The organism is Stutzerimonas nosocomialis, from assembly GCF_005876855.1.
GTDB classification, from domain to species: Bacteria; Pseudomonadota; Gammaproteobacteria; order Pseudomonadales; family Pseudomonadaceae; genus Stutzerimonas; species Stutzerimonas nosocomialis.
On record NZ_QLAE01000010.1, the window covers coordinates 41,479 to 64,481 of the forward strand.

The window sequence follows — 23,003 nt, forward strand, 5'->3', positions numbered from 1 at the left end:
TGGATGTAAATCATTCGCATTTGATAATGAGAGTGACTTGCTTGTAAGCTGGTCCGCCTCGGCCCGCTGTCGGGGCCATCCCCCTTTCTCTTTTCAAGGAAGCTCAAGAGATGTCACTCACCGCCTCTCCTTCCACGCTGTACCAGAACTGGCAGGCCCTGCGTCAGGCGCAGCCGGCGCTTCGCGCACGCGATGCGGCCGCCGCCCTGGCCGTCAGCGAGGCCGAACTGGTGGCCAGCCGCCTGGGCATCGACGCCGTGCGCCTGCAGCCGAACTGGCGCGAACTGCTCCCGGCCCTCGAGCCGCTGGGGCGGATCATGGCCCTGACCCGCAACGAGCATTGCGTCCACGAGCGCAAGGGCGTCTACCGCGACGTCACCATCGGCGGCAACGGGCAGATGGGGCTGGTGGTCTCGCCCGACATCGACCTGCGGTTGTTCCTCACCGGCTGGAGCAGCGCCTTCGCGGTGAACGAGCAGACCCCGCGCGGGATGCAGCGCAGCCTGCAGGTGTTCGATCACCAGGGCGTCGCGGTGCACAAGGTCTACCTCACCGAGGACAGCGACCAGGATGCCTGGGCGGCGCTGACCGAGCGCTTCGCCGAACCGGACCAGGGCATGACGCTGGACCTGCAGCCGCACGAGCCGGCCGCCATCGCCCGTCCCGACGCGGCCATCGACGTCGACGTGCTGCGCCTGGGCTGGTCCGAACTCAAGGACACGCACCATTTCTTCGCCCTGCTGAAGAAGCACGGCGTGCAGCGCACCCAGGCGCTGCGGCTGGCCGGGCGGGACTGGGCCGAACGCCTGCCGCTGACCGAACTGCCGATGCTGTTCGAGCGGGCGGCCGTCTCGCAGGTACCGATCATGGTGTTCGTCGGCAACCGCCACTGCATCCAGATCCACACCGGCCCGGTGAACAGCCTTCGCTGGATGGACCACTGGTTCAACGTCCTGGACCCCGACTTCAACCTGCATCTGGACGTGCGCGGCGTGACCGAGCTGTGGCGGGTCCGCAAGCCGAGCAGCGACGGCGTCATCACCAGCTGGGAGGCCTTCGACGCCCAGGGCGAGCTGGTCGTGCAGCTGTTCGGCGCGCGCAAGCCGGGGATTCCCGAGCGCGAAGACTGGCGCGCGCTGGCCGAGGCGCCGGCTGCCGTGGAGGCCTGAGCATGCGTGCCTGGCTCGGGGGCGTCCTGTTGGGACTCGTTTGCAGCGTCGCGGCCCACGGCGAGCCGCTGCCCCAGCGCTGGGTCAGCGCGGGTGGTTCGCTGACCGAATGGATCGCCGCCCTCGGCGGCGAGGCCAGGCTGGTGGGCGTCGACACCACCAGCCAGCATCCGGCCTCGGTGCAGACGCTGCCGAGCATCGGCTACCAGCGCCAGCTGGCCGCCGAGGGGATACTCGCGTTGCGCCCGGACGTGCTCGTCGGCAGCGAGGAAATGGGGCCGCCCACGGTACTCGATCAACTGCGCGGGGCCGGTGTGCAGGTCCTGACGCTTTCGGCGGAGCCGGAGCTGGCGAGCCTGGCGGACACCCTCGAACGGCTCGGGCGACTGCTCGGCGAGCCGGCCCGGGCCTCGCAGTCGTTCGAGGAGTACCGGCAGCGCCTGGCGCGCCAGGCCGATTGGGTCGCCGCGGCGCAGACGTCCGCTGAGGCGCCCGGCGTATTGCTGCTGTTCGGCCAGGGCGGCGGCAACCTGCTGGCGGGCGGGCAGGGCACCAGCGCCGACTGGCTGATCGAGCGGGCCGGAGGGCGCAACCTGGCCGGCCATCACGGCTTCAAGCCGCTTTCCAGCGAGACCCTGGCCGCGCTCGACCCGGACGTGCTGATCGTCACCGATCGCAGCCTGGCCGGCGCCGCCATGAGCGAGGCGCTGCTGGCCCGGCACCCGGCGCTGGCCTCGTTGCGCGCCGTGCGCGAGTCGCGGATCTACGGCCTCGATCCGACCTTGCTGGTCGGTGGGCTCGGCCCACGCCTGCCCGCCGAGCTGGCGGCGCTGGCGGCGGCCTTTTATCCTCACGCCCAGGCCCTGACCACCGACGTAACCCGATGACCCCTGTCCTGCCCGCGCGCCTGCTGTTCGTACTGCTGGCGCTTCTCCTGCTGCTCGCCGTCTGGCTGTCCCTGGCGCTCGGGCCGGTGAGCCTCGCGCCGGGCGATACCTGGCGCGCCGTGCTCAGCCTGGCGGGCCTGGGCGACTCCCATCCGGGGCTCGCCCAGGCCGAGCTCATCCTCGGCCAGATCCGCCTGCCGCGCACCCTGCTGGGTCTGGCGGTGGGCGCGGTGCTGGCGCTGACCGGGGTGGCGATGCAGGGGCTGTTCCGCAACCCGCTCGCCGACCCGGGGCTGATCGGCGTCTCCAGCGGCGCCGCCCTCGGCGCGGCCGTGGCGATCGTCTTCGGCTCCGCGCTGGGGGGCCTGCCGGTGGCGTTCGAGCCCTATCTGCTGTCGGCGAGTGCCTTCGCCGGCGGGTTGGTGGTCACCGCCACGGTCTATCGCCTGGGCCGCCGCGAGGGCCAGACCAGCGTCGCCACCATGCTGCTCGCTGGCATCGCGCTGACCGCCCTGGCCGGCGCCGCCATTGGCCTGTTCACCTATCTCGCCGACGACGCCACCCTGCGCACCCTGACCTTCTGGAACCTGGGCAGCCTCAATGGCGCGAGTTACGCCCGGCTCTGGCCGCTGCTGCTGATCGCCGCGGCGGTGGCGCTGTGGTTGCCGCGCCGCGCGGCCGCGCTCAACGCCTTGCTGCTGGGTGAATCCGAGGCGCGCCATCTCGGCTTTTCGGTGGAGCGGCTCAAGCGCGAGCTGGTGTTTCTCACCGCCCTGGGCGTCGGTGCGGCCGTGGCGGCGGCGGGGCTGATCGGTTTCATCGGACTGGTGGTGCCGCACCTGATTCGCCTGCTCAGCGGGCCGGATCACCGCGTGCTGCTGCCCGCCGCGGCGCTGGCCGGCGCCAGCCTGCTGCTGTTTGCCGACCTGCTGGCGCGGCTGCTCCTGGCGCCGGCCGAGTTGCCGATCGGCATCGTCACCGCGCTGCTGGGGGCGCCGTTCTTCCTGTTCCTGCTGGTGCGGGGGCGCAGCTGATGCTCAGGGTCGAGAATCTCGAAGTCAGGCGCGGCAGCCGAAGCGTCCTGCAGCGCATCGATCTGCAGCTGCGCGCCGGCGAGGTGTTCGGCGTGCTGGGGCCGAACGGTGCCGGCAAGAGCACCCTGCTCGGTGCCCTCAGTGGCGAGCTTGCGGTCAGCGAGGGACGGGTTTTGCTGGCCGATCGTCCGCTGGCGCAGTGGCCGTCGCGCGAGCGGGCGCAGCGCCTGGCCGTGCTGCCGCAGCAGTCGAGCCTGAGTTTCGGGTTCAGGGTGCAAGAGGTGGTCGCCATGGGCCGGCTGCCCCACGCCGAAGGCCGCGCGGCGGACCTGCGCATCGTCGATCAGGCGCTGGCCGCGGCCGATGCCGCGCATCTGCGGGACCGCAGCTACCTGGCGCTGTCCGGCGGCGAGCGCCAGCGCGTGCACCTGGCGCGGGTGCTGGCGCAGCTCTGGCCCGGCGCCGAGGGGCGGGTGCTGCTGCTCGACGAGCCCACCTCGGCGCTGGACCCCTTGCACCAGCACAGCACCCTGCAGGCGGTGCGCGGCTTCGCCGAGCGTGGCGCGGCGGTGCTGGTGATCCTCCACGACCTCAACCTGGCGGCGCGCTATTGCGATCGCCTGCTGCTCCTGCACGAGGGGCATGCGTACTCGCAGGGTTCGGTCGAACAGGTCCTGCAGCCGCAGCCGCTGCGCGACGTGTTCGGCCTGGACGTGCTGGTGCAGCGCCACCCGGAGCGTGGCCACCCGCTGGTGGTGGTGCGCTGAGCATATCCTGCACGGGAGGGCGCGCCAGAGCGGTTGCGCTCTTCAGGAGGTACACGACAGGAATGCAATAACATATCATCAGCGGCCGCGCTCGCCGCCGCGGCCGTGTGTCCTCGGCCCGGCGACATCGTCGTTTGCCGGAAGAAGGACGCTTCGTGAAACCCCTCTGTTGCCTGCTGCTGGTGCTCGTGCTGGCCGCTTGTTCGCCGAACCAGGACCCCAACCAGCTGACCCTGGGCGGGCCGTTCGAATTCACCAGCCAGGACCCCTCGCGCGACGGCTATCTCTACACCCGCCTGCAGGTCGCGCAGACCCTCGTCGAGGTCGACGATGAGGGCCGGTTGCTGCCCGGCCTCGCCGAGCGCTGGCAGACCCACGAGGAGGGTCTGCTCTGGCGCTTCCAGCTGCGCGAGGGGGTGCGCTTCCACGACGGCTCGCCGCTCGATGCCGAGGCCGCCGCCCAGGCCGTTCGGCAGGCCCTGGCCAAGCCGGGCGTGATCCGCGCCGCGCCGATCGCCGAGGTCATCGCCGAGGGTCCGTCGAGCCTCGCGATTCGCCTGACCAGCCCCTACAGCCCGCTGGGCGCGGTGATGGCCCATTACACCACCGCGATCCTCGCACCGGCGTCCTATGACGCCCGCGGGCAGGTGCGCTGGATGCTGGGCACCGGCCCCTATCGGCTGGCCGAGTTCGACCCGCCGCACCGGCTCGGCGTGGTGCGTTTCGACGGCTACTGGGGCAAGCCGGCGAACATCGAGCGCGCCGTCTACCTCACGGGCCATCGCGCCGAGAGTCGTGCCCTGCAGGTGATGGCCGGGCAGACCGACATCATCTACACCCTGGACCCGGCGAGCCTGGACCTGCTTCGCCGTCGCGACGACGTGCGGGTACATTCCGACACCGTGCCGCGCACCATCCAGATCAAGCTCGACGCCAGCCACCCGTTTCTCGCCGAGCGCGACGCGCGTGAGGCGCTGAGCCTGGCGCTGGACCGCGAAGGCATCGCCAGCCGTATCCTCAGGGTGCCCGGCGGCGAGGCCAACCAGCTGATCCCTCCGTCGCTCTCGCTCTGGCACCTCGACGCGTTGCCACCGATCGGTCGCGACCTGTCCCGCGCCCGCGCGCTGCTCGCCGGTCTCGGCTGGAGGGCGGGCGGCGACGGCATCCTGCAGCGCGACGGGCAGCGTTTCGCCATGAGCCTGGTGACTTACGCCGACCGCCCCGAGCTGTTCGTCGTGGCCACGGCCATCCAGGCCCAGCTGCGCGAGATCGGCGTCGCCCTCGACGTCTCGGTGGTCAACTCCAGCGGCATTCCGTCCGGCCATCACGACGGTTCGCTGCAACTGGCGCTGGTGGCGCGCAACTACGGCAACGTCGCCGATCCGCTGAGTCTGCTGCAGGCCGATTACGGCGACCGCGGCAACGGCGACTGGGGGGCGATGGGCTGGCACAACGAGGAGCTGCCGGCACTGCTGCGGGCGCTGCAGGCCGAACCCGACCCGGCGCGCTACCGCCAGGGCGCCAGGCGCGTCGCGCAGATACTGGCCGAGGAGCTGCCGGTGATTCCGGTGCTCTTCTACACCCAGCAGACGGCCGTTTCCGCGCGCGTGCGCGGCTTCAGTTTCGATCCCTACGAGCGCAACTACCGGATCGCCGACATGAGCTTCGCCCCATGATCCCGATGATTCTCAAACGCCTGGGACAGGCCGCCTTCGTCACCTGGGCGGTGGGCACCCTGAGCTTCGTGCTGATGCGGCTGCTGCCCGGCGACCTGGCGTTTCGCATCGCCGCCGGCCGCTATGGCTACGACAACGTCGACCTCGCCGCGGCCGAGGCGGTGCGCGCCGAGCTTGGGCTCGACCAGCCGGGGCTGCAGCTGTACCTGAACTGGCTGCTCGACCTGCTGCGCTTCAACCTCGGCGACTCGCTGGTCAGTGGGCTGCCGGTCGCCCATGAGATCAGTCACCTGCTCGGCCATACGCTGCTGCTGGCCGGCGCGGCGATGCTGATCTCGCTGCTGATCGCCCTTCCGGTCGGCCTGTACGCGGCCTATCGCGCCGAGGGCTGGTTCGACCGGCTGTCGCTGATGGTTTCGGCGCTGCTGCGTGCGCAACCGGTGTTCGTCATCGGCCTGGCATTGATCCTGGTGCTGTCGCTGGAGCTCAAGCTGCTGCCGGTGGCCGGCTTCGACGGGCCGCGCTACCTGGTACTGCCGGCCGTGACCCTGGCGCTGGCGATGGCCGCGGTGTCCAGTCGGGTGGTGCGCCACAGCGCCAGCCAGGTGCTGCGCTCGGCGATGTTCACCTTCTCGCGGGTCAAGGGGCTCAGCTTCGGCCAGTCCCTGGTGCGCCATGGCCTGCGCAACGGCGCGCTGCCGGTGGTGGCGTTCCTCGGCATCCAGCTGGCTTCGGTGATCGAAGGGGTGGTGATGATCGAGTCCCTGTTTTCCTGGCCCGGGCTCGGCCACGGCCTGGCCCATGCGGTGTTCAACCGCGACGTGCCGATGATCCAGGGCGCGGCGATGGCCCTCGGGCTGCTGTTCGTCGTCCTCAACCTGCTGATCGACCTGGCCTGCTACCTGATCGATCCACGCCAGAGGGCCGAGCGATGAGACATCCGTTGCATGGGCTGTCCGCCCGCCAGCGCCTCGGCGCCGCGCTGATTGCGCTGCTGGTGCTGTTCGCGCTGCTCGAGGGACTGTTCAACCGAACCGATCCGGCCCTGCAGGACCTGGCCCGCAGCTTTGCCGCCCCGAGCCTGGCGGAACCGCTGGGCACCGACCAGTTCGGGCGCAGCATGCTGGCCCGCATGGGCGCGGCCCTGCGCCTGTCGCTGTTGCTGAGCCTGCTCTGCGTGGTCACCTCGGCGAGCATCGGCGTCGCCCTGGGCGTTGCGGCGGGCTGGCGCCAGGGGTGGATCGACAGGCTGCTGTCGCTGCTGCTGAACATGGTGCTGGCCTTGCCCGGGCTGGTGCTGATCCTGCTGTTCGCGGGCCTCGCGCCAGGTTCGCTGCCGATGCTCTACGTGGCCATCTCGCTGGTGCTCTGGGTGGAATACTTCCGGGTGACCCGCGCGATCACCCGCAGCGTGGTCGGCTCGGCGCAGATGCAGGCCTCGCGCATGCTCGGCTTCGGCTGGTTCTATTGCCTGCGCCGACACCTGTGGCCGGCGCTGGTCGGCCCGGTGCTGACCCTCGCCGCGTTCGGTGCCGCCGGCGCCATCCTGGCCTTGGCCGCGCTCGGCTTCGTGGCGGTCGGCCTGCGCCCGCCGACCGCCGAGCTGGGCCTGATGATGGTGGAGCTGTTTCCTTATTACAGCGACGCACCCTGGGTGCTCGCGCAGCCGGTACTGGCGGTGTTCGTGCTGGTGTTCGGGCTCAACCTGCTGGCGGGGAAGGATCGATGAGCGCGTTGCTGGAGATCGACGAACTGAGCGTCACCGCCGAAGGCGCCACGCTGCTCGAACGCCTTTCGTTGAGCCTGCAGGCCGGCGAGCGAGTCACCATTCTCGGCGAGACCGGGGCCGGCAAGAGCCTGTTGATGCAGGCGATCATGGGCCTGCTGCCACCGCCGCTGCGGAGCCACGGGCGAGTCCGGATCGACGGCGTCGACCTCGCCAGCCTCGGCCGCGCCGAGCGCGAACGGCTCTGGGGCCAGCGCATCGGCATGCTGCCGCAGGAACCCTGGCATTCCCTGGACCCGTTGATGCGCAGCCGCCAGCAGGTGGCCGAGGTGCATGAATGCGTGGCCGGCCTGTCGGTCGAGCAGGCGAACCGGAACGCGGCGCAGGCGCTGGCCGGCGTCGGCCTTGACGACGCTACCGAACGGCTGCCGGGGCAGCTGTCCGGTGGCATGGCCCAGCGCCTGGCCTTCTGCGCGGCGACGGCCGGCGGCGCGCAGATCCTGCTGGCCGACGAGCCGACCAAGGGGCTCGATGCCAGTCGCCGCGATCAGTTGGCCGCGCTGCTGGCCGAGCGCGGCGAGCAGCAGGCGCTGCTGACCATCACCCATGACGTGGCGCTGGCGCGCCAGCTCGGTGGCCGGGTGCTGGTGATGCGCGCCGGGCGCCTGGTGGAGCAGGGCGCTGCCGAGCAGGTGCTGGGTTCGCCCGCCGCCGACTACACCCGTGCGCTGATCGAGGCCGACCCTCGCTTCTGGCCGGTGCGACCCGAGCGCGTGGCCGCGGCGCAGGCGCCGGCGGTGCTCGAGGCTCGCGGGCTGGCCAAGCAGCGCGGCGGCAACCAGTTGTTCGAGGGGCTGGACCTGCGCATCGCGGCCGGCGAGATCATCGGCATCGCCGGCGACAGCGGCTGCGGCAAGAGCAGCCTGGGCGACATTCTGCTCGGTCTCCTGCCGCCCGACCGGGGTGAGGTGCGACGTCAGCCGGGCGTTGCCGCGCACCGCTACCTGAAGCTCTACCAGGACCCTCCGGCCGCCTTCGCTCCCGGCGTCCCGCTGGGTCGGTTGTTCGATGACCTGATCGCGCTGCACCGCCTCGATCCGGCGCGCCTGCCGCCGTTGCTGGAGCAGTTGCGGCTGGCGCCCGGCCTGCTGGCGCGAAGCGCAACCGAGGTGTCCGGTGGAGAGCTGCAACGCCTGGCCATCGCCCGCGCCCTGCTGCTCGATCCGGTGCTGCTGTTCGCCGACGAACCGGTCTCGCGGCTGGACCCGATCACCGCGCGCGAAGTGATCGCGCTGCTCACCGAGGCGGCCCTCGAGCGTGGCTGCGCGCTCCTGCTGGTCAGCCATGACGCGCAGATGCTGGTCAGGACCTGCGACCGGCAGCTGGCGCTGGGTGGGCAAGGCGCTTAGCGGCAGCGGGCCGTCGCCCGTGCAGCGCGCGGCTTCTTGCCATGCCCCAGACATGAAAAAAAACCCCGCCGAAGCGGGGTTTTTTCAGGCGGGCGGTCGGGCGATCAGAACGCCGGGACCACGGCGCCCTTGTACTTCTCTTCGATGAACTGACGGACCTGCTCGCTGTGCAGCGCGGCGGCGAGCTTCTGCATGGCGTCGCTGTCCTTGTTGTCGCTGCGCGAGACCAGGATGTTCACGTAGGGCGAGTCGCTGCCTTCGATGAACAGGGCGTCTTCGGTGGGGTTGAGCTTGGCTTCCAGCGCATAGTTGGTGTTGATCAGGGCCAGGTCGACCTGGGTCAGCACGCGCGGCAGGGTGGCGGCTTCGAGCTCGCGGATCTTGATGTTCTTCGGGCTCTGGGCGATGTCCTTGGGCGTGGCGGTGATGCCGGCGCCGTCTTTGAGGGTGATCACGCCGGCCTTGGCCAGCAGCAGCAGGGCGCGGCCGCCGTTGGTGGCGTCGTTGGGGATCACCACGGTGGCGCCGTTGGGCAGGTCGTCCAGCGACTTGTGCTTGCTGGAGTAGGCGCCGAAGGGCTCGACGTGCACACCGGCGACGCTCACCAGGTCGGTGCGGCGGCTCTTGTTGAACTCGTCGAGGTAGGGTTGATGCTGGAAGAAGTTGGCGTCCAGGCGCTTCTCGGCGACCTGTACGTTGGGCTGCACGTAGTCGGTGAAGACCTTGACGTTGAGTTCCACGCCCTGCTCGGCCAGTACCGGTTTGACGAATTCGAGGATCTCGGCGTGGGGCACGGCGGTGGCGGCGACGCTCAGTTGCTCGGAGGCATGGGCGGACAGTGCCGCGAAGGCCGCGACGGCGGCCAATAGCTTCTTCATCGGTTCAACTCCTTTTTGAATGATCGAGGCGGCGCCCGTGCGCCGGCCTCCTTGCGTTCATTTGCGCGAGAAATGTACCACCAGCTTGTCGCCGACGGTTTGCAGGATCTGGACGAGCACCAGCAGCAGGACGACGGTCACGACCATCACGTCCGGCTGATAGCGCTGGTACCCGTAGCGCACCGCCAGGTCCCCCAGTCCGCCGCCGCCGATCAGGCCGGACATGGCGGTGTAGGAGACGAGGGTAATGGCGGTGACGGTGATGGCGGCGACTATGCCCGGCAGCGCTTCGGGTAGCAAGGCGCTGGTGATGATCTGGCGGGTGGTGGCGCCCATCGCCTGGGTCGCCTCGATGATCCCGCGGTCCACCTCGCGCAGCGCGGTTTCCACCAGCCGGGCGAAGAACGGCGTGGCGCCCACCACCAGCGGCGGTATCGCGCCGGCCACCCCCAGCGAGGTGCCGGTGATGACCACCGTGAAGGGAATCATCACGATCAGCAGGATGACGAAGGGCACCGAGCGCAGGATGTTGACCAGCAGCGACACGAAGCCATAGAAGGCACGCTGCTCGAACATCTGCCGCGGGCCGGTGAGGAACAGCAGCACGCCCAGCGGCAGGCCGAGCAGCACGGTGAACAGCAGCGAACCGCCGAGCATGGCGAGGGTGTCGAGGCTGGCCTGCCAGATCTCGTACCAGTCGACGTTGGCGAACAGGGTGGCGAACAGTTCGTCCATCAGCGCAGTACCTCCACGTGCACGTCGGCCGCTTCGAGGCGGCTCATGGCGGCCTGCAGGTCACCGCCGATCAGCGCCAGGGTCAGCTGGCCATAGGGTGTGTCCTTGATCCGGTCGATGCGTCCGGCAAGGATGCTGTAGTCGACCCCGGTTTCCCGTGCCACCTGGCCGAGCAGCGGCGCGTAGGTGGCCTCGCCCTGGAAGGTCAGGCGCAGGATGCGCCCGGGCACGTGGGCGAAGTCGTCGTGCTGCGCGTCTTCGTCGACCTGCTCGTCCTCCTGGACGAAGCGCCGCGTGGTCGGGTGCTGCGGGTGCAGGAACACCTCGGCGACCGGGCCCTGCTCGACGATCTGCCCGGCATCCATCACCGCGACGCGGTCGCAGACGCGGCGGATCACGTCCATCTCGTGGGTGATCAGCACGATGGTCAGCTTCAGTTCGCGGTTGATCTCGGCGAGCAGCTGCAGCACCTGGCCGGTGGTCTGCGGGTCCAGCGCGCTGGTGGCCTCGTCGCAGAGCAGGATGCTCGGCTCGGTGGCCAGCGCGCGGGCGATGCCGACCCGCTGCTTCTGCCCGCCGGAGAGCTGCGCCGGGTACTTGCGCGCGTGGTCCTTGAGACCGACGCGCTCGAGCAGGGCGGCGACCCGCCTGTCGATCTCGGCGGACGAATGCCCGCCGGCCAGGCGCAGGGGCATGGCCACGTTGTCGGCGACGGTTTTGGAGCTGAGCAGGTTGAAGTGCTGGAAGATCATCCCGACGCGCTGGCGAAAGCGGCGCAGGCCGTTGGCATCCAGGGCGGTGACGTCTTCGCCTTCGACCAGGATGCGACCGCCGGAGGGTTCCTCCAGGCGGTTGATCAGGCGCAGCAGCGTGCTCTTGCCGGCGCCGGAGTGGCCGATCAGGCCGAACACTTCGCCAGCGGCGATCTCCAGCTGGGTCGGTTGCAGCGCGGGGATCTCGCGCCCTTCGACCCGGTAGGTTTTGTGGACGTGGTGGAATTCGATCACGGGCGGACCTTGTGAGGCGGACTCTGGCAAAGCGGACCATTCTACCTGTTTTGTGCCGCGCCCCCACCGCCTGCCGCCGGATAGCGCCTCACTATCGTCGTTATAGCCACACATTATTAGGTGTCACGCAACGTTGTCGCCCGGCGCCGGTCCGTTTTAACGATACGCCCGGGCGTGGCGGCGCTGCGAGCCGCCCCGGTCGTCGCCCCGTCGTTGAAATCCAGGAACGTCTGCACGGTTACAGCTGCCGAAACCGACCGGACTGCATTTTTTTTAAAGCGTACGCAAGCACCGTTAGCCGAGGCCTCGTCATGACCGATTCGAAAAAACCGATCCAAAGCGAACTGGCCGGTACCGATACCGTCGACCGCAGCAACCACAACGCCAAGCTCGATGCACTGGAGGTCAACCGCTCCGATGCCACCGGCCAGGCACTGACCACCAACCAGGGCGTGAAGATCGCCGACAACCAGAACACGCTCAAGCCCGCCACCCGTGGCCCCTCGCTGCTCGAAGATTTCATCATGCGCGAGAAGATCACCCACTTCGATCACGAGCGCATCCCCGAACGCATCGTCCATGCGCGCGGCGCCGCGGCCCATGGCGTGTTCAAGAGCTACGGCGACCACAGTTGGCTGACCAAGGCCTCGTTCCTCGCCGCCGAGGGCAAGGAAACGCCGGTGTTCGTGCGTTTCTCCACGGTCCAGGGCTCGCGCGGTTCGGCCGACACGGTGCGCGACGTGCGCGGTTTCGCCACCAAGTTCTATACCGACGAGGGCAACTTCGACCTGGTCGGCAACAACATTCCGGTGTTCTTCATCCAGGACGCGATCAAGTTTCCCGACTTCGTCCATGCGGTCAAACCCGAGCCGCACAACGAAATTCCCCAGGGGCAGTCGGCCCACGACACCTTCTGGGACTTCGTTTCGCTGACCCCGGAATCGGCCCACATGGTGCTCTGGGCCATGTCCGACCGCGGCATCCCGCGTTCCTACCGGGCGATGGAAGGCTTCGGCGTGCACACCTTCCGCATGATCAATGCCGAGGGCGTCAGCCGCTTCGTCAAGTTCCACTGGAAGCCGCTGGCCGGGGCCTATTCGCTGGTCTGGGACGAGACGCTCAAGCTCGCCGGCAAGGACCCGGACTTCAACCGCCGCGACCTCTGGGAGTCCATCGAGATGGGCGACTACTTCGAGTGGGAGCTGGGCGTGCAGGTGGTCGAGGAGGCGGACGAGCACAACTTCGATTTCGACCTGCTCGATGCCACCAAGATCATCCCCGAGGAACTGGTGCCGGTGCAGAAGCTCGGCAAGATGACCCTCAACCGCAACCCGGACAACTTCTTCGCCGAGACCGAGCAGGTCGCCTTCCACATCGGCCACATCGTGCCCGGCATCGACTTCACCAACGACCCGCTGCTGCAGGGCCGGCTGTTCTCCTACACCGACACCCAGCTGCTGCGGCTGGGCGGGCCGAACTTCCACGAAATCCCGATCAACCGTCCGGTGGCGCCGGTGCACAACAACCAGCGCGATGCCTTCCACCGCCAGACCATCAACAAGGGCCGCGCCAACTACGAGCCCAACTCGATCGACAACGGCTGGCCGAAGGAAACCCCGCCGGCAGCCAGCGGCGGCGGCTTCGAGAGCTATCCCGAGCGCATCGAGGGGCACAAGATCCGTGATCGCAGCCCCTCGTTCGGCGATCACTTCTCCCAGGCCACGCTGTTCTGGAACAGCATGAGCGCGCCGGAGAAGGAGCACATCATCGGCGCCTACACCTTCGAGCTGGGCAAGGTCGAGCGCATCTTCATCCGCGAGCGGCAGGTCAACCAGATCCTCGCCAACATCGATCTGGAGCTGGCCACCCGCGTCGCGAAGAACCTGGGGCTGACGCCGCCGACGGCGCCGACCGTGGAGAAGAAGCCGCTGAGCCTCGAATCCTCGCCGGCCCTGAGCCTGTTGAACCACCTGCCCGGCGGCATCAAGTCGCGCAAGGTGGCGATCCTGATCGCCGATGGCGTGGACGCCGCCGCCGTGCAGGCGTTCCAGAAGAAGCTCGAAGCCGAAGGCGCCATCGCCAAGTTCATCGGTCCCTCGCCCGCGCCGGTCACCGCCGCCGACGGCCAGCTGCTGATGGTCGATGCGCCCTTCGACGGCATGCCGTCGATCATGTTCGACGGGGTCTTCATTCCGGGCGGCGGGGCGTCGGTGCAGACCCTCGGCGAGATGGGCGATGCGCTGCACTACGTGCTCGAAGCCTACAAGCACCTCAAGCCGATCGCCGCGCTCGGCGATGCCCAGCGGCTGGTCGCCAGCCTGCGGCTGCAGGCCGACGAAGGCCTGATCGGCGGTGCCGATGGCGATGTGGATTCGGTGTTCGACCGCTTCGCCAAGGCGCTGGCGCAGCACCGCATCTGGGCCCGCGAGCCGCTGGCCAAGGCAATCCCGGCCTGACGCCCGGGTGTCGCAGACCCGGCCTGGGCAGTCCCGCCAGGCCGGGTTTTTAATGCCTGGCGATCAGCTGAAGCCGACCACCGGGTGCGGCACATAGGGCGCTTCGAGGCGGGCGATTTCCTCGGCGTCGAGGCTCAGCCCCAGGGCGGCGACCGCGTCGTCCAGGTGCTCGGGCTTGGAGGCGCCGATGATGGGGGCGGTCACCCCGTCCTTCTGCGTCAGCCAGGCCAGCGCCACCTGGGCGCGGGGAATGCCGCGGCCGCGGGCAACCTCGCCGACCGCCCCGATCACCTGGCGATCGGCCTCGGTCGCGGCGGTGTAGAGCGTCTTGCCGAAGTCGTCGGTTTCGCTGCGACGGCTGCCGGCGTCCGGGTCGCGGGTCAGCCGCCCGCGGGCCAGCGGGCTCCAGGGAATCACGCCGATGCCCTGGTCGCGGCACAGCGGCAGCATTTCCCGTTCCTCCTCGCGGTTGAGCAGGTTCAGGTGGTTCTGCATGCTGACGAAGCGGGTCCAGCCGTGGCGCTCGGCGGTGAACAGTGCCTTGGCGAACTGCCAGGCGTACATGGACGAGGCGCCGATGTAGCGCGCCTTGCCGGCCTTGACCACGTCGTGCAGCGCCTCGAGGGTCTCCTCCAGCGGCGTGCCGTAGTCCCAACGGTGGATCTGGTAGAGGTCGACGTAGTCGGTGCCCAGCCGCTGCAGGCTTTCGTCGATGGCGTTGAAGATCGCCTTGCGCGACAGTCCGCCGATGTTGGGACGGTCGCGCAGCGGGAAGTGCACCTTGGTCGCCAGCACGATCTCGTCGCGGCGGGCGAAGTCCTTCAGCGCACGGCCGACGATCTCCTCGCTGGTACCGTCCGAGTAGCTGTTGGCGGTGTCGAAGAAGTTGATGCCCAGCTCCACCGCGCGGCGGATCAGCGGCCGGCTCTGGTCCTCGGCCAGGGTCCAGGGGTGCTTGCCGCGCTCGGGGATGCCGTAGGTCATGCAGCCCAGGCACAGCCGCGAGACGCTCAGGCCGGTGCGGCCCAGTTTTCGGTATTGCATGGTGAGTCCTCCCGGGCGCGGCGGCCCTAGTGGGTTGCGTCCGGATGCTCGCCGGTGCGCAGGTTGCGCTCCAGGCCGCGCATCCGCTCGAGGTCCTCGGCGTCCAGCCGAAAGTCGAAGATCGCCAGGTTCTCGGCCAGCCGCTGTGGCGATTCGGACTTGGGAAACACCACCAGCCCGTTATCGACGTGCCAGCGCAGGACGACCTGCGCGGCGGTCTTGCCGTGCTTGCCGGCCAGCTCCAGCAGCAGGGGCTCCTTCAGGTAGTCGCCGCCCCGGGCCAGCGGGCTCCAGGACTCGGTGACGATGCCCAGCGATTCATGGAAGCGGCGCAGCTCGGCCTGCTGCATGAAGGGGTGCAGCTCGACCTGGTTGACCGCCGGGGTCACGCCGGTGTCGTCGATCAATCGCCGCAGGTGCGGGATCTGGAAGTTCGAGACGCCGATCGAGCACGCCCGGCCCTGCTCGCGCAGGGCGATCAGGGCCCTCCAGCTGTCGACGAAACGGTCCCGGGCGGGGCAGGGCCAGTGGATCAGGTACAGGTCCACGTAACCCAGTCCGAGGCGTTCGAGGCTGGCATCGAAGGCGCGCAGCGTCTCGTCGTAGCCCTGGTCCAGGTTCCACAGCTTGGTGGTGACGAAGAGCGCTTCACGCGGTACCCCGCAGCCGGCGATCCCCTCGCCGACGCCGCGCTCGTTGTAGTAGATGGTCGCCGTGTCCAGATGCCGGTAACCCAGGCCGACCGCCGCGCGGACGACCGAGGCGGCGTGCTCGTCAGGGATCTGGCAGGTGCCGAGGCCGAACTGCGGGAGGGTGTGGCCGTCATTCAGGGCCAGGCGCGGGACAGGGTTCATGGGCACCTCGGGTGGCGGGGTCGTGGGCATCAGACCCCGGATCGCCGCCAGCGCTCAATCGGCTGGCGCGGGGCGCGAAAAAGCCGCGCCGTAGACACAGGTCAGTATGGCCCGCGTGGCGCCGGCCATACTCGGGATCGAGGCCGCGGCTGCGCGGCGTTGCGCTGAAGGAGCCCTGCCATGAGCGAAACCTCTACCTCGCGCTTTTCCCTGTTGCGCGGTTTTCCGCCCGGCCTGCTGGTCGGCGTGCTGGCGTTGATCGGCGTGCTGCTGTTGCCGCTGCCGGCCGATTTGCCGGTGGCGGGGCAGCGCGTCCTGGCGATCCTGGTGTTCGCCGTCGTCGTCTGGATCACCGAGGCGGTGTCCTACGAGGCGAGCGCGATCATGATCACCGCGCTGCTGGCCTTCCTCGTCGGCACGGCGCCGACGGTGGCCAACCCCGAGGTGGTGTACGGCAGCTCGGCCGCGATCGGGATGGCCCTGACCGGCTTCTCCAGCCCCGCGCTGGCGCTGGTCGCCGGTGCGCTGTTCATCGCCGCGGCGATGACCCACACCGGGCTCGACCGGCGTATCGCGCTCTTCACCCTGTCCAGGGTCGGCACCAGTACCCGGCACGTGCTGGGCGGTACCCTGGTGGTGATCGTCCTGCTCAGCCTGGTGGTGCCCAGCGCCACCGCGCGGGCGGCCTGCGTGGTGCCGATCATGCTCGGGATCATCGCGGCGTTCGGCATCGACCGGCGCTCCAACATCGCCGCCGGCATGATGATCATCGTCGCCCAGGGCACCAGCATCTGGAACATCGGCATTCAGACGGCCGCGGCGCAGAACCTGCTGCTGGTCGGCTTCATGGACAAGCTGCTCGGCACGCGGGTGAGCTGGATCGACTGGCTGATCGCCGGCGCGCCCTGGGCACTGCTGATGTCGTTCGTGCTGCTGTTCGTGGTGCTCAGGCTGCTGCCGCCGGAGACCGAGCGGATCGCCGGCGGACGCGAGGCCGTGGCCCGCGAGCTGGCCGCCCTAGGGCCGATGACCGGGCCGCAGAAGCGCCTGCTGGCGGTGTCGGTCGGCCTGCTGCTGTGCTGGGCCAGCGAAGGCAAGCTGCACGGCTTCGACACCACCAGCACCACCTACGCCGGGCTGGTGATCCTGATGCTGCCGCGCCTGGGGGTGATGACCTGGAAGGACGTGCAGGCACGCATCCCCTGGGGCACGGTGATCGTCTTCGGCGTGGGCATCAGCCTGGGCACGGTGCTGCTGAGCACCCAGGCCGGCCAATGGCTCGGCGCCCAGGTGGTGGCGCACACCGGGCTCGGGTCGGTGGGGCCGCTCGGCATCTTCGCGATCCTCGGCGCCTTCCTGATCGTCATCCACCTGGGTTTCGCCAGCGCCACCGCGCTGACCTCGGCGCTGCTGCCGATCCTGATCGCGGTACTGCTCAACCTGCCGGGGGATTTCAACCGGCTGGGCATGACCATGCTGCTGGGTTTCGTGGTCAGCTACGGCTTCATCCTGCCGATCAACGCGCCGCAGAACATGGTGTGCCTGGGCACCGAGACCTTCAATGCCCGGCAGTTCGCCCGGGTCGGGCTGCTGATCACGGTGATCGGCTACCTGAGCATGCTGGTGTTCGCCACCACCTGGTGGCGCTGGCTGGGCTGGATCTAGGCGTGGCGGCCTTCAGCGGGCGATGACCGGCTGCAGGTCGCGCCAGTGCAGGAACAGGCGCAGGTCGAACTCGATCTGCGCGTAGCCCGGCAGCATGTGCTCGCACAGCTTGTAGAAGGCCCGGTTGTGGTCGCTCTCGCGCAGGTGCGCCAGCTCGTGCACCACGATCATCCGCAGGAACTCCGGCGCCGCCTCGCGAAACAGCGCGGCGACGCGGATTTCCTTCTTCGCCTTGAGCTTGCCGCCCTGCACCCGCGAGACGGCGCTGTGCAGGCCCAGCGCGCGGTGGGTCAGGTCGAGGCGATTGTCGTAGAGCACCTTGTCGATCGCCGGCGCGCTCTTGAGGTGCGCCTGGCGCAGCTGCTGCACGTAACCGTAGAGCGCCTTGTCGCTCTGGATTTCGTGCCGCCCGGGGTAGCGCCCGGCCAGGTAATCGCCCAGGCGCCCTTCGGCGATCAGCCGGGCGACCTGCTGCTGCAGCGCTTCGGGGTAGCCCTGCAGGTACTTGAGGGGAGGCGTGGGGTTCATGGCGCGCAGTATGCCAGCTCGGGACGATCGAATCCGGCTGGGGCTGCGGGCTCGCTTCCTATATGCTCGGTCGATCCGCGGCAGATGCTGTAGCGGGCCGTCATGTCGGCCCGACCGCCGCTTCCGGTCCCGGGAAGCGTTCCGCTCGGTGTCGACGGGATCGTCCTTTTGAACAGCCAGCCAGAGAGGTCAGTCATGAGTAATGTGGTTTTCATCACCGGTGCGACATCAGGATTCGGTCGCGCCACGGCCCGTCGCTTCGCCGCGGCAGGCTGGGCGCTGGTGCTGAGCGGGCGTCGTCTGGAGCGCCTCGAGGCCCTGCGCGACGAACTCGCCGCCCAGGTGCCCGTGCATATCGGCGCGCTGGACGTGCGCGACGCCGAGGCGGTGAAGCAGTTCGTCGCCGACCTCCCCGAGGGCTTTCGCAACGTGCGTGCGCTGATCAACAACGCTGGCCTGGCGCTGGCTCCGGTGCCGGCGCAGAAGGTCGACCTGGCCGACTGGCACACCATGATCGACACCAACATCACCGGCCTGGTCAACGTCACCCATGCGGTGCTGCCGCTGCTGCTGCAGGTCGGCAAGGGCGCGAGCATCGTCAATCTCGGCTCGGTGGCCGGCGAGTGGCCGTACCCGGGCGGCCACGTCTACGGCGCCAGCAAGGCGTTCGTCAAACAGTTCAGCTTCAACCTGCGCTGCGACCTGCAGGGCACCGGCGTGCGGGTCACCGACATCGCCCCGGGCATGGCCGAGACGGAGTTCACCCTGGTGCGCACCAAGGGTGACCAGGCCGCGTCCGACAAGCTCTACCGCGGCACCACGCCGCTCACCGCCGAAGACATCGCCGAGCAGATCTACTACGTCGCGACCCTGCCCGAGCACGTCAACATCAACCGCCTGGAAATCATGCCGACCCGCCAGGCCTGGTCGCCGTTCGCCATCGACCGCGACGCCTGAGCGGACCGCCGCGCGGCCGGCGAGGGCGTCCGCCTGGCCGCGCCCTTCGCTAGCTGCGCCTGGGCCAGGCGAAGCTGAGCAGGAACAGGGCCGCGGCCGAGACCACGATCGAGGGCCCGGCCGGGGTGTCCTGGTACCAGGACATCGTCAGCCCCAGGCACACCGCCAGGATGCCCAGCGCGCTGGCCCCGGCGGCCATCTGCTCGGGCGTGCGCGCGTGGCGCTGGGCGGCGGCGGCCGGGATGATCAGCAGCGAGGTGATCAGCAGCACGCCGACGATCTTCATCGCCACGGCGATCACCACCGCGATCAGCAGCATCAGCGCCAGGCGGGTCGCCGCCACCGGCAGCCCTTCCACCTTCGCCAGCTCCTCGTGCACGGTCATCGCCAGCAGCGGGCGCCAGAGCGGCACCAGCATCGCCAGCACCATCGCGCTGCCACCCAGGATCCAGGCCAGGTCGGTCGGGCCGACGGCGAGCAGGTCGCCGAACAGGTAGCCCATCAGGTCGATGCGCACGTCCTTCATGAAGCTCAGGGTCACCAGGCCGAGGGACAGGGTGCTGTGGGCGAGGATGCCCAGCAGGGTGTCGGAAGCCAGTGGCTGGCGTTGTTGCAGCGTGACCAGCAGGACCGCCAGCAGCACGCAGCCGACGGTCACCGCGAGCGTCGGGCTGACGTCGAGCATCAGGCCCAGGGCGACGCCCAGCAGCGCGGCGTGGGACAGCGTGTCGCCGAAATAGGCCATGCGCCGCCAGACCACGAAGGAACCGAGCGGGCCGGCCACCAGGGCCAGCGCGAGGCCGGCGAGCAGGGCATTGAGCAGGAAGTCAGGCATGCGCGCTCCGGGTCGTGACCTGGAGACGGCAGGCGCGGGGCCGCGGGGTGCGGCGCAGGGAAGCGGGGCGCAAGGATCTATCCTTTCTCGGGATCTGCGGGCGTGGCCGGCGACGGTTGGACCGGCAGATGTCCGCAATGCTCGGTGTGCACGTGCGGATGCCGCACCGAGCCATGCAGGTCGTGGTCATGGTCGTGGTGGTGGTGATAGACCGCCAGGCTGCGGGCGTCCTGGCCGAACAGCTCGACGAAGGCCGGATCGCTGCTGACCTGCTCGGGGTGGCCGGAGCAGCACACGTGGCGATTCAGGCAGACCACCTGATCGGTGGCGCTCATCACCAGGTGCAGGTCGTGGGAGACCATCAGCACGCCGCAGCCGTGGCGCTCGCGCAGACGCCCGATCAGCCGGTACAGCTCGGCCTGGCCGGCGACGTCGACGCCCTGTACCGGCTCGTCGAGCACCAGCAGCTCGGGGGCGCGCAGCAGCGCGCGGGCCAGCAGCACCCGTTGCATCTCGCCGCCGGAGATGCCCTGCAGCGGGCTGTCGATGACCTGCTCGGCGCCGACCTCGGCAAGGGCCGCCAGGGCGCGGGCACGGTCGACGCCGGGCACCAGGCGCAGGAAGCGCAGCACCGAAAGCGGCAGGGTGGGGTCCACGTGAAGCTTCTGCGGCATGTAGCCGATGCGCAACCGGGGCTTGCGCCAGACGCTGCCGCGATCCGGTTTGAGCAGGCCGAGCACGGTGCGCACCAGGGTGGTCTTGCCGGCCCCGTTGGGGCCGATCAGGGTGACGATCTCGCCATGGCGCACCTGCAGCTGCGCCCCTTCGAGCACGGCCTGGGCATTGAAGCGCACATGGATGTCGTCGAGCCTGACCAGCGCGTCGCTCATGCCGCGCTCCGGCAGGCGGCGCAGAGACCGACCACTTCCACGGTCTGGCCTTCGACGGCGAAGTCGACGGTGGCGGCGGCGGCGTTGATCGCATCGGCCACGGTCGCCTTTTCCAACTCGATGGCGGCATGGCAGTTGCGGCAGATGAGGAACTGGCCCTGGTGCGGGCTCTGCGGATGGCTGCAGCCGACGAAGGCGTTGAGCGAGGCGATGCGGTGCACCAGGCCGTTCTCGAGCAGGAAATCCAGCGCCCGGTAGACCGTCGGCGGCGCCGCGCGGCGGCCATCGGCCTCGCTCAGCACGGCGAGGATGTCGTAGGCGCCGAGCGGCTTGTGGCTCTGCCAGACCAGCTCCAGCACGCGACGGCGCAGCGCGGTCAGCCGCACGCCCTGGCGCGCGCACAAGTGGTCGGCTTCGGCCAGTGCGTGACTGACGCAATGGTCGTGATCGTGGGGCGTGCAGGCCAGCGGAGGAGTGGTCATGGTCGGCGACGGGCTAGTGAAGAGACGTTATTATGTTACCTGTTCACTCTGCCCGGTATCCCCTCGTGTCGCGTCTTTTTTTCCTGCCGCTGTTGCTGTCGTTCTCTCTCACCGCCCACGCCGACGTCAATCTGCTGACCAGCATCAAACCTCTGCAGCTGATTGCCGCCGCGGTCCAGGACGGTGTCGGCGAGCCCGACGTCCTGCTGCCGCCCGGTGCCTCGGCGCACCAGTACGCGCTGCGGCCATCCGACGTACGGCGCGTGCGCGACGCGGACCTGTTCTATTGGGTCGGCCCCGATCTGGAGACGTTCCTGGGGCGCGTCCTGGAAGGCCGCAGCGGTCCGAGCGTCGCCCTGCAGGCCGAGCCGGGGCTCACCCTGCGGCATTTCGGCGAGCCCCACGGCCCTTCCGACGAGGGGCATGCTGACCACGACCACGACCACGACCACGACCACGACCATGGGCACGGGCATCAGGACCACGACCTGGGCGAGCACGACCATGCGCACCGGCCCGGCAGCCTCGACGCCCACCTCTGGCTGTTGCCGGACAACGCCCGGGTGATCGCCGGGCGCATGGCCGCGGATCTGGCCGAGGCCGATCCGGCCAATGCCGAGCGCTACCGGCAGAACCTCAAGGCATTCACGGCGCGGCTCGGCGCCCTCGACGAGCGGCTGCGCCAGCGCGTCGCCGGGATCGCCGGCAAGCCGTACTTCGTGTTTCACGAGGCCTACGAGTATTTCGAGGCGGCCTACGGCCTGGGCCATGTCGGGGTTTTCAGCGCCGGGATGGAGGTGCAGCCCGGCGCGCGCCACGTGGCGGCCATGCGCGAGCGGCTGCAGCAGGCGGGCCCGAGCTGCGTGTTCAGCGAGCCGCCGCTACGGCCGCGCCTGGCCGAGACCCTGACCAGCGGCCTGCCGGCGCGCCTCGCCGAGCTCGACGCCATGGGCACCGACACCCGGGTCGGCCCCAACGGCTACGTCGAGATGCTCGAGCAGCTGGGCGAGCAGCTGGTCGGCTGCCTGGAATCGCTGTAACGCGTCAGAACGCGAAAGGCAGCTCGATGTTGACCTGCTGGCGGTGCTGCAGGCGCCGCTGGAACTCGTTCGGGTCGTGGATCAACACCTGCTGCCCCGCGTTGGCCTGGGAGGCGATCAGCCGGGACAGCCAGAAGCGCACGCAGGCGATGCGCAGCATGGCCGGCCACAGCTCGGCCTCGGCGGGGGTAAAGCGGCGATGCGCCGAGTACGCGGCCAGCAGCGCGCGCACCCGCGGCGGGTCGAGGCGGCCGTCCTTATGGGAACACCAGTCGTTCACGGTGATCGCCAGGTCGTAGAGCATCGGCCCGGAGCAGGCGTTGTAGAAGTCGATCACCCCCGAGAGCCTGGGGCCGTCGAACAGCGCGTTGTCGCGGAACAGGTCGGCATGCAGGTTGGCCTGGGGCAAGGCGAGAATCTGCCACTGCAGCCGGCCGATCTCGGCCAGCGCATCGCGCAGCAGCGGCAGCTGCGCCTCCGGCAGGCTCAGCGCCAGGCTCGGCCCTTCGCGCAGCATCCAGTCCAGGCCCCGGTCGCTGCGACGTTCGAGCAGATGCTCGCGGGTGGCCAGATGGATGTCCGCCAGCAGTGCGCCCACTTCGGCGCAGTGATGCGCGTTGGGCGTGGAGAGATGCCGCCCCGGCAGGCGCGGCTGCAGCAGCGCCGGCTTGCCGGCGAGCTGGCGCAGGGCTTCGCCGCTCTCGGTCGTCAGCGCGTAGGGCACCGGCAACCCGGCCTGGTGCAGCACTTCGAGCAGCTCGACGAAGAACGGCAGGTCGGCCGTCGGGCCGCGCTCGACCAGGGTCAGCACGTACTCGCCGTGCTCGAGGGTGACGAAGAAGTTGCTGTTCTCGCTGCCCGCGGCGATGCCTTCGAAGGCGATCAGACGCCCGAGCCGGTAGGGCGCGAGGAAGGCTTCCAGCTCGTCATGCTGCAGGGGCGTGAACACCGACATCCGAGAGTC

General features: G+C 69.4%; 22 protein-coding genes. 12 read left to right on the top strand and 10 right to left on the bottom strand.

The window, feature by feature from the left end; all coding sequences use genetic code 11:
- Positions 1 to 110 precede the first annotated feature (110 nt).
- The 8 genes from DN824_RS08405 to DN824_RS08440 all read left to right on the top strand — a co-directional run bounded on the left by DN824_RS08405 (position 111) and on the right by DN824_RS08440 (position 8,668).
- The gene (locus DN824_RS08405; protein WP_138407906.1) at positions 111 to 1,169 is read left to right on the top strand and encodes a hemin-degrading factor; all 1,059 of its coding nucleotides are present in this window, start codon (positions 111 to 113) and stop codon (positions 1,167 to 1,169) included.
- 2 nt (positions 1,170 to 1,171) lie between these two features.
- Positions 1,172 to 2,056: a heme/hemin ABC transporter substrate-binding protein gene (locus DN824_RS08410; protein ID WP_138407907.1), complete on the top strand. Its 885-nt coding sequence runs from the start codon at positions 1,172 to 1,174 to the stop codon at positions 2,054 to 2,056.
- The gene (locus DN824_RS08415) at positions 2,053 to 3,090 is read left to right on the top strand and encodes a FecCD family ABC transporter permease (RefSeq protein ID WP_138407908.1); all 1,038 of its coding nucleotides are present in this window, start codon (positions 2,053 to 2,055) and stop codon (positions 3,088 to 3,090) included. The genes DN824_RS08410 and DN824_RS08415 overlap by 4 nt, the downstream gene beginning before the upstream one ends.
- Positions 3,090 to 3,857 (top strand): heme ABC transporter ATP-binding protein, encoded by a 768-nt coding sequence (locus DN824_RS08420; protein ID WP_138407909.1) that lies wholly within the window; start codon positions 3,090 to 3,092, stop codon positions 3,855 to 3,857. The genes DN824_RS08415 and DN824_RS08420 overlap by 1 nt, the downstream gene beginning before the upstream one ends.
- A gap of 155 nt (positions 3,858 to 4,012) precedes the next feature.
- A complete protein-coding gene (locus DN824_RS08425; protein WP_138407910.1) occupies positions 4,013 to 5,533 on the top strand; it encodes an ABC transporter substrate-binding protein in 1,521 nt (506 codons plus the stop codon).
- On the top strand, positions 5,530 to 6,468 hold the full coding sequence (locus DN824_RS08430; protein WP_138407911.1) for an ABC transporter permease: 939 nt from the start codon (positions 5,530 to 5,532) through the stop codon (positions 6,466 to 6,468). The genes DN824_RS08425 and DN824_RS08430 overlap by 4 nt, the downstream gene beginning before the upstream one ends.
- Positions 6,465 to 7,262 carry an ABC transporter permease gene (locus DN824_RS08435; protein ID WP_138407912.1) on the top strand — a complete coding sequence of 266 codons (798 nt, stop codon included), beginning with the start codon at positions 6,465 to 6,467 and terminating at the stop codon, positions 7,260 to 7,262. Before DN824_RS08430 ends, DN824_RS08435 begins: the two co-directional genes overlap by 4 nt.
- Positions 7,259 to 8,668, top strand: a complete 1,410-nt coding sequence (locus tag DN824_RS08440; RefSeq protein WP_138407913.1) for an ABC transporter ATP-binding protein — start codon at positions 7,259 to 7,261, stop codon at positions 8,666 to 8,668. Before DN824_RS08435 ends, DN824_RS08440 begins: the two co-directional genes overlap by 4 nt.
- Positions 8,669 to 8,772: 104 nt before the next feature.
- Here DN824_RS08440 and DN824_RS08445 read toward each other — a convergent pair whose 3' ends face one another.
- The 3 genes from DN824_RS08445 to DN824_RS08455 are packed head-to-tail and all read right to left on the bottom strand — an operon-like array spanning position 8,773 to position 11,288.
- On the bottom strand, positions 8,773 to 9,546 hold the full coding sequence (locus tag DN824_RS08445) for a MetQ/NlpA family ABC transporter substrate-binding protein (protein ID WP_138407914.1): 774 nt from the start codon (positions 9,544 to 9,546) through the stop codon (positions 8,773 to 8,775).
- Between the two features lie 57 nt (positions 9,547 to 9,603).
- Entirely contained in the window at positions 9,604 to 10,281 is a 678-nt protein-coding gene (locus DN824_RS08450) for a methionine ABC transporter permease (RefSeq protein ID WP_138407915.1), read from the bottom strand.
- A complete protein-coding gene (locus DN824_RS08455; RefSeq protein WP_138407916.1) occupies positions 10,281 to 11,288 on the bottom strand; it encodes a methionine ABC transporter ATP-binding protein in 1,008 nt (335 codons plus the stop codon). The genes DN824_RS08450 and DN824_RS08455 overlap by 1 nt, the downstream gene beginning before the upstream one ends.
- A gap of 311 nt (positions 11,289 to 11,599) precedes the next feature.
- Between DN824_RS08455 and katE the strand changes: the two genes are divergently transcribed.
- Positions 11,600 to 13,744, top strand: a complete 2,145-nt coding sequence (gene katE, locus DN824_RS08460) for a catalase HPII (RefSeq protein WP_138407917.1) — start codon at positions 11,600 to 11,602, stop codon at positions 13,742 to 13,744.
- A 63-nt stretch (positions 13,745 to 13,807) separates the two neighbouring features.
- On the opposite strand, the gene DN824_RS08465 is transcribed toward katE, so the two are convergent.
- Both DN824_RS08465 and DN824_RS08470 read right to left on the bottom strand, forming a co-directional pair.
- Positions 13,808 to 14,788: an aldo/keto reductase gene (locus tag DN824_RS08465; RefSeq protein WP_138407918.1), complete on the bottom strand. Its 981-nt coding sequence runs from the start codon at positions 14,786 to 14,788 to the stop codon at positions 13,808 to 13,810.
- A 26-nt stretch (positions 14,789 to 14,814) separates the two neighbouring features.
- The gene (locus DN824_RS08470) at positions 14,815 to 15,642 is read right to left on the bottom strand and encodes an aldo/keto reductase (protein ID WP_138407919.1); all 828 of its coding nucleotides are present in this window, start codon (positions 15,640 to 15,642) and stop codon (positions 14,815 to 14,817) included.
- 180 nt (positions 15,643 to 15,822) lie between these two features.
- On the opposite strand from DN824_RS08470, the gene DN824_RS08475 reads away from it, so the two are divergent.
- On the top strand, positions 15,823 to 17,307 hold the full coding sequence (locus DN824_RS08475) for a DASS family sodium-coupled anion symporter (protein WP_138407920.1): 1,485 nt from the start codon (positions 15,823 to 15,825) through the stop codon (positions 17,305 to 17,307).
- Positions 17,308 to 17,319: 12 nt separating this feature from the next.
- Here DN824_RS08475 and DN824_RS08480 read toward each other — a convergent pair whose 3' ends face one another.
- Positions 17,320 to 17,835 carry a YgjP-like metallopeptidase domain-containing protein gene (locus tag DN824_RS08480; RefSeq protein WP_138407921.1) on the bottom strand — a complete coding sequence of 172 codons (516 nt, stop codon included), beginning with the start codon at positions 17,833 to 17,835 and terminating at the stop codon, positions 17,320 to 17,322.
- A 195-nt stretch (positions 17,836 to 18,030) separates the two neighbouring features.
- Here DN824_RS08480 and DN824_RS08485 point away from each other — a divergent pair, with 195 nt between their 5' ends.
- On the top strand, positions 18,031 to 18,792 hold the full coding sequence (locus tag DN824_RS08485) for an SDR family NAD(P)-dependent oxidoreductase (protein ID WP_138407922.1): 762 nt from the start codon (positions 18,031 to 18,033) through the stop codon (positions 18,790 to 18,792).
- Positions 18,793 to 18,841: 49 nt separating this feature from the next.
- On the opposite strand, the gene znuB is transcribed toward DN824_RS08485, so the two are convergent.
- From znuB to zur, 3 genes are all read right to left on the bottom strand, one after another.
- On the bottom strand, positions 18,842 to 19,627 hold the full coding sequence (znuB, locus tag DN824_RS08490; RefSeq protein WP_138407923.1) for a zinc ABC transporter permease subunit ZnuB: 786 nt from the start codon (positions 19,625 to 19,627) through the stop codon (positions 18,842 to 18,844).
- Positions 19,628 to 19,704: 77 nt separating this feature from the next.
- Entirely contained in the window at positions 19,705 to 20,517 is an 813-nt protein-coding gene (gene znuC / locus DN824_RS08495) for a zinc ABC transporter ATP-binding protein ZnuC (protein ID WP_138407924.1), read from the bottom strand.
- Complete coding sequence (gene zur, locus DN824_RS08500; RefSeq protein WP_138407925.1) at positions 20,514 to 20,999, bottom strand: zinc uptake transcriptional repressor Zur; 486 nt, start codon at positions 20,997 to 20,999, stop codon at positions 20,514 to 20,516. The genes znuC and zur overlap by 4 nt, the downstream gene beginning before the upstream one ends.
- 65 nt (positions 21,000 to 21,064) lie before the next feature.
- Here zur and znuA point away from each other — a divergent pair, with 65 nt between their 5' ends.
- Positions 21,065 to 22,039, top strand: coding sequence for a zinc ABC transporter substrate-binding protein ZnuA (gene znuA, locus DN824_RS08505; RefSeq protein ID WP_194150424.1), 975 nt, complete (start codon positions 21,065 to 21,067; stop codon positions 22,037 to 22,039).
- A 4-nt stretch (positions 22,040 to 22,043) separates the two neighbouring features.
- Here the strand turns inward: znuA and DN824_RS08510 are convergent, their stop codons facing one another.
- Complete coding sequence (locus DN824_RS08510) at positions 22,044 to 22,994, bottom strand: homoserine kinase (protein WP_138407927.1); 951 nt, start codon at positions 22,992 to 22,994, stop codon at positions 22,044 to 22,046.
- Between the last annotated feature and the right edge of the window lie 9 nt (positions 22,995 to 23,003).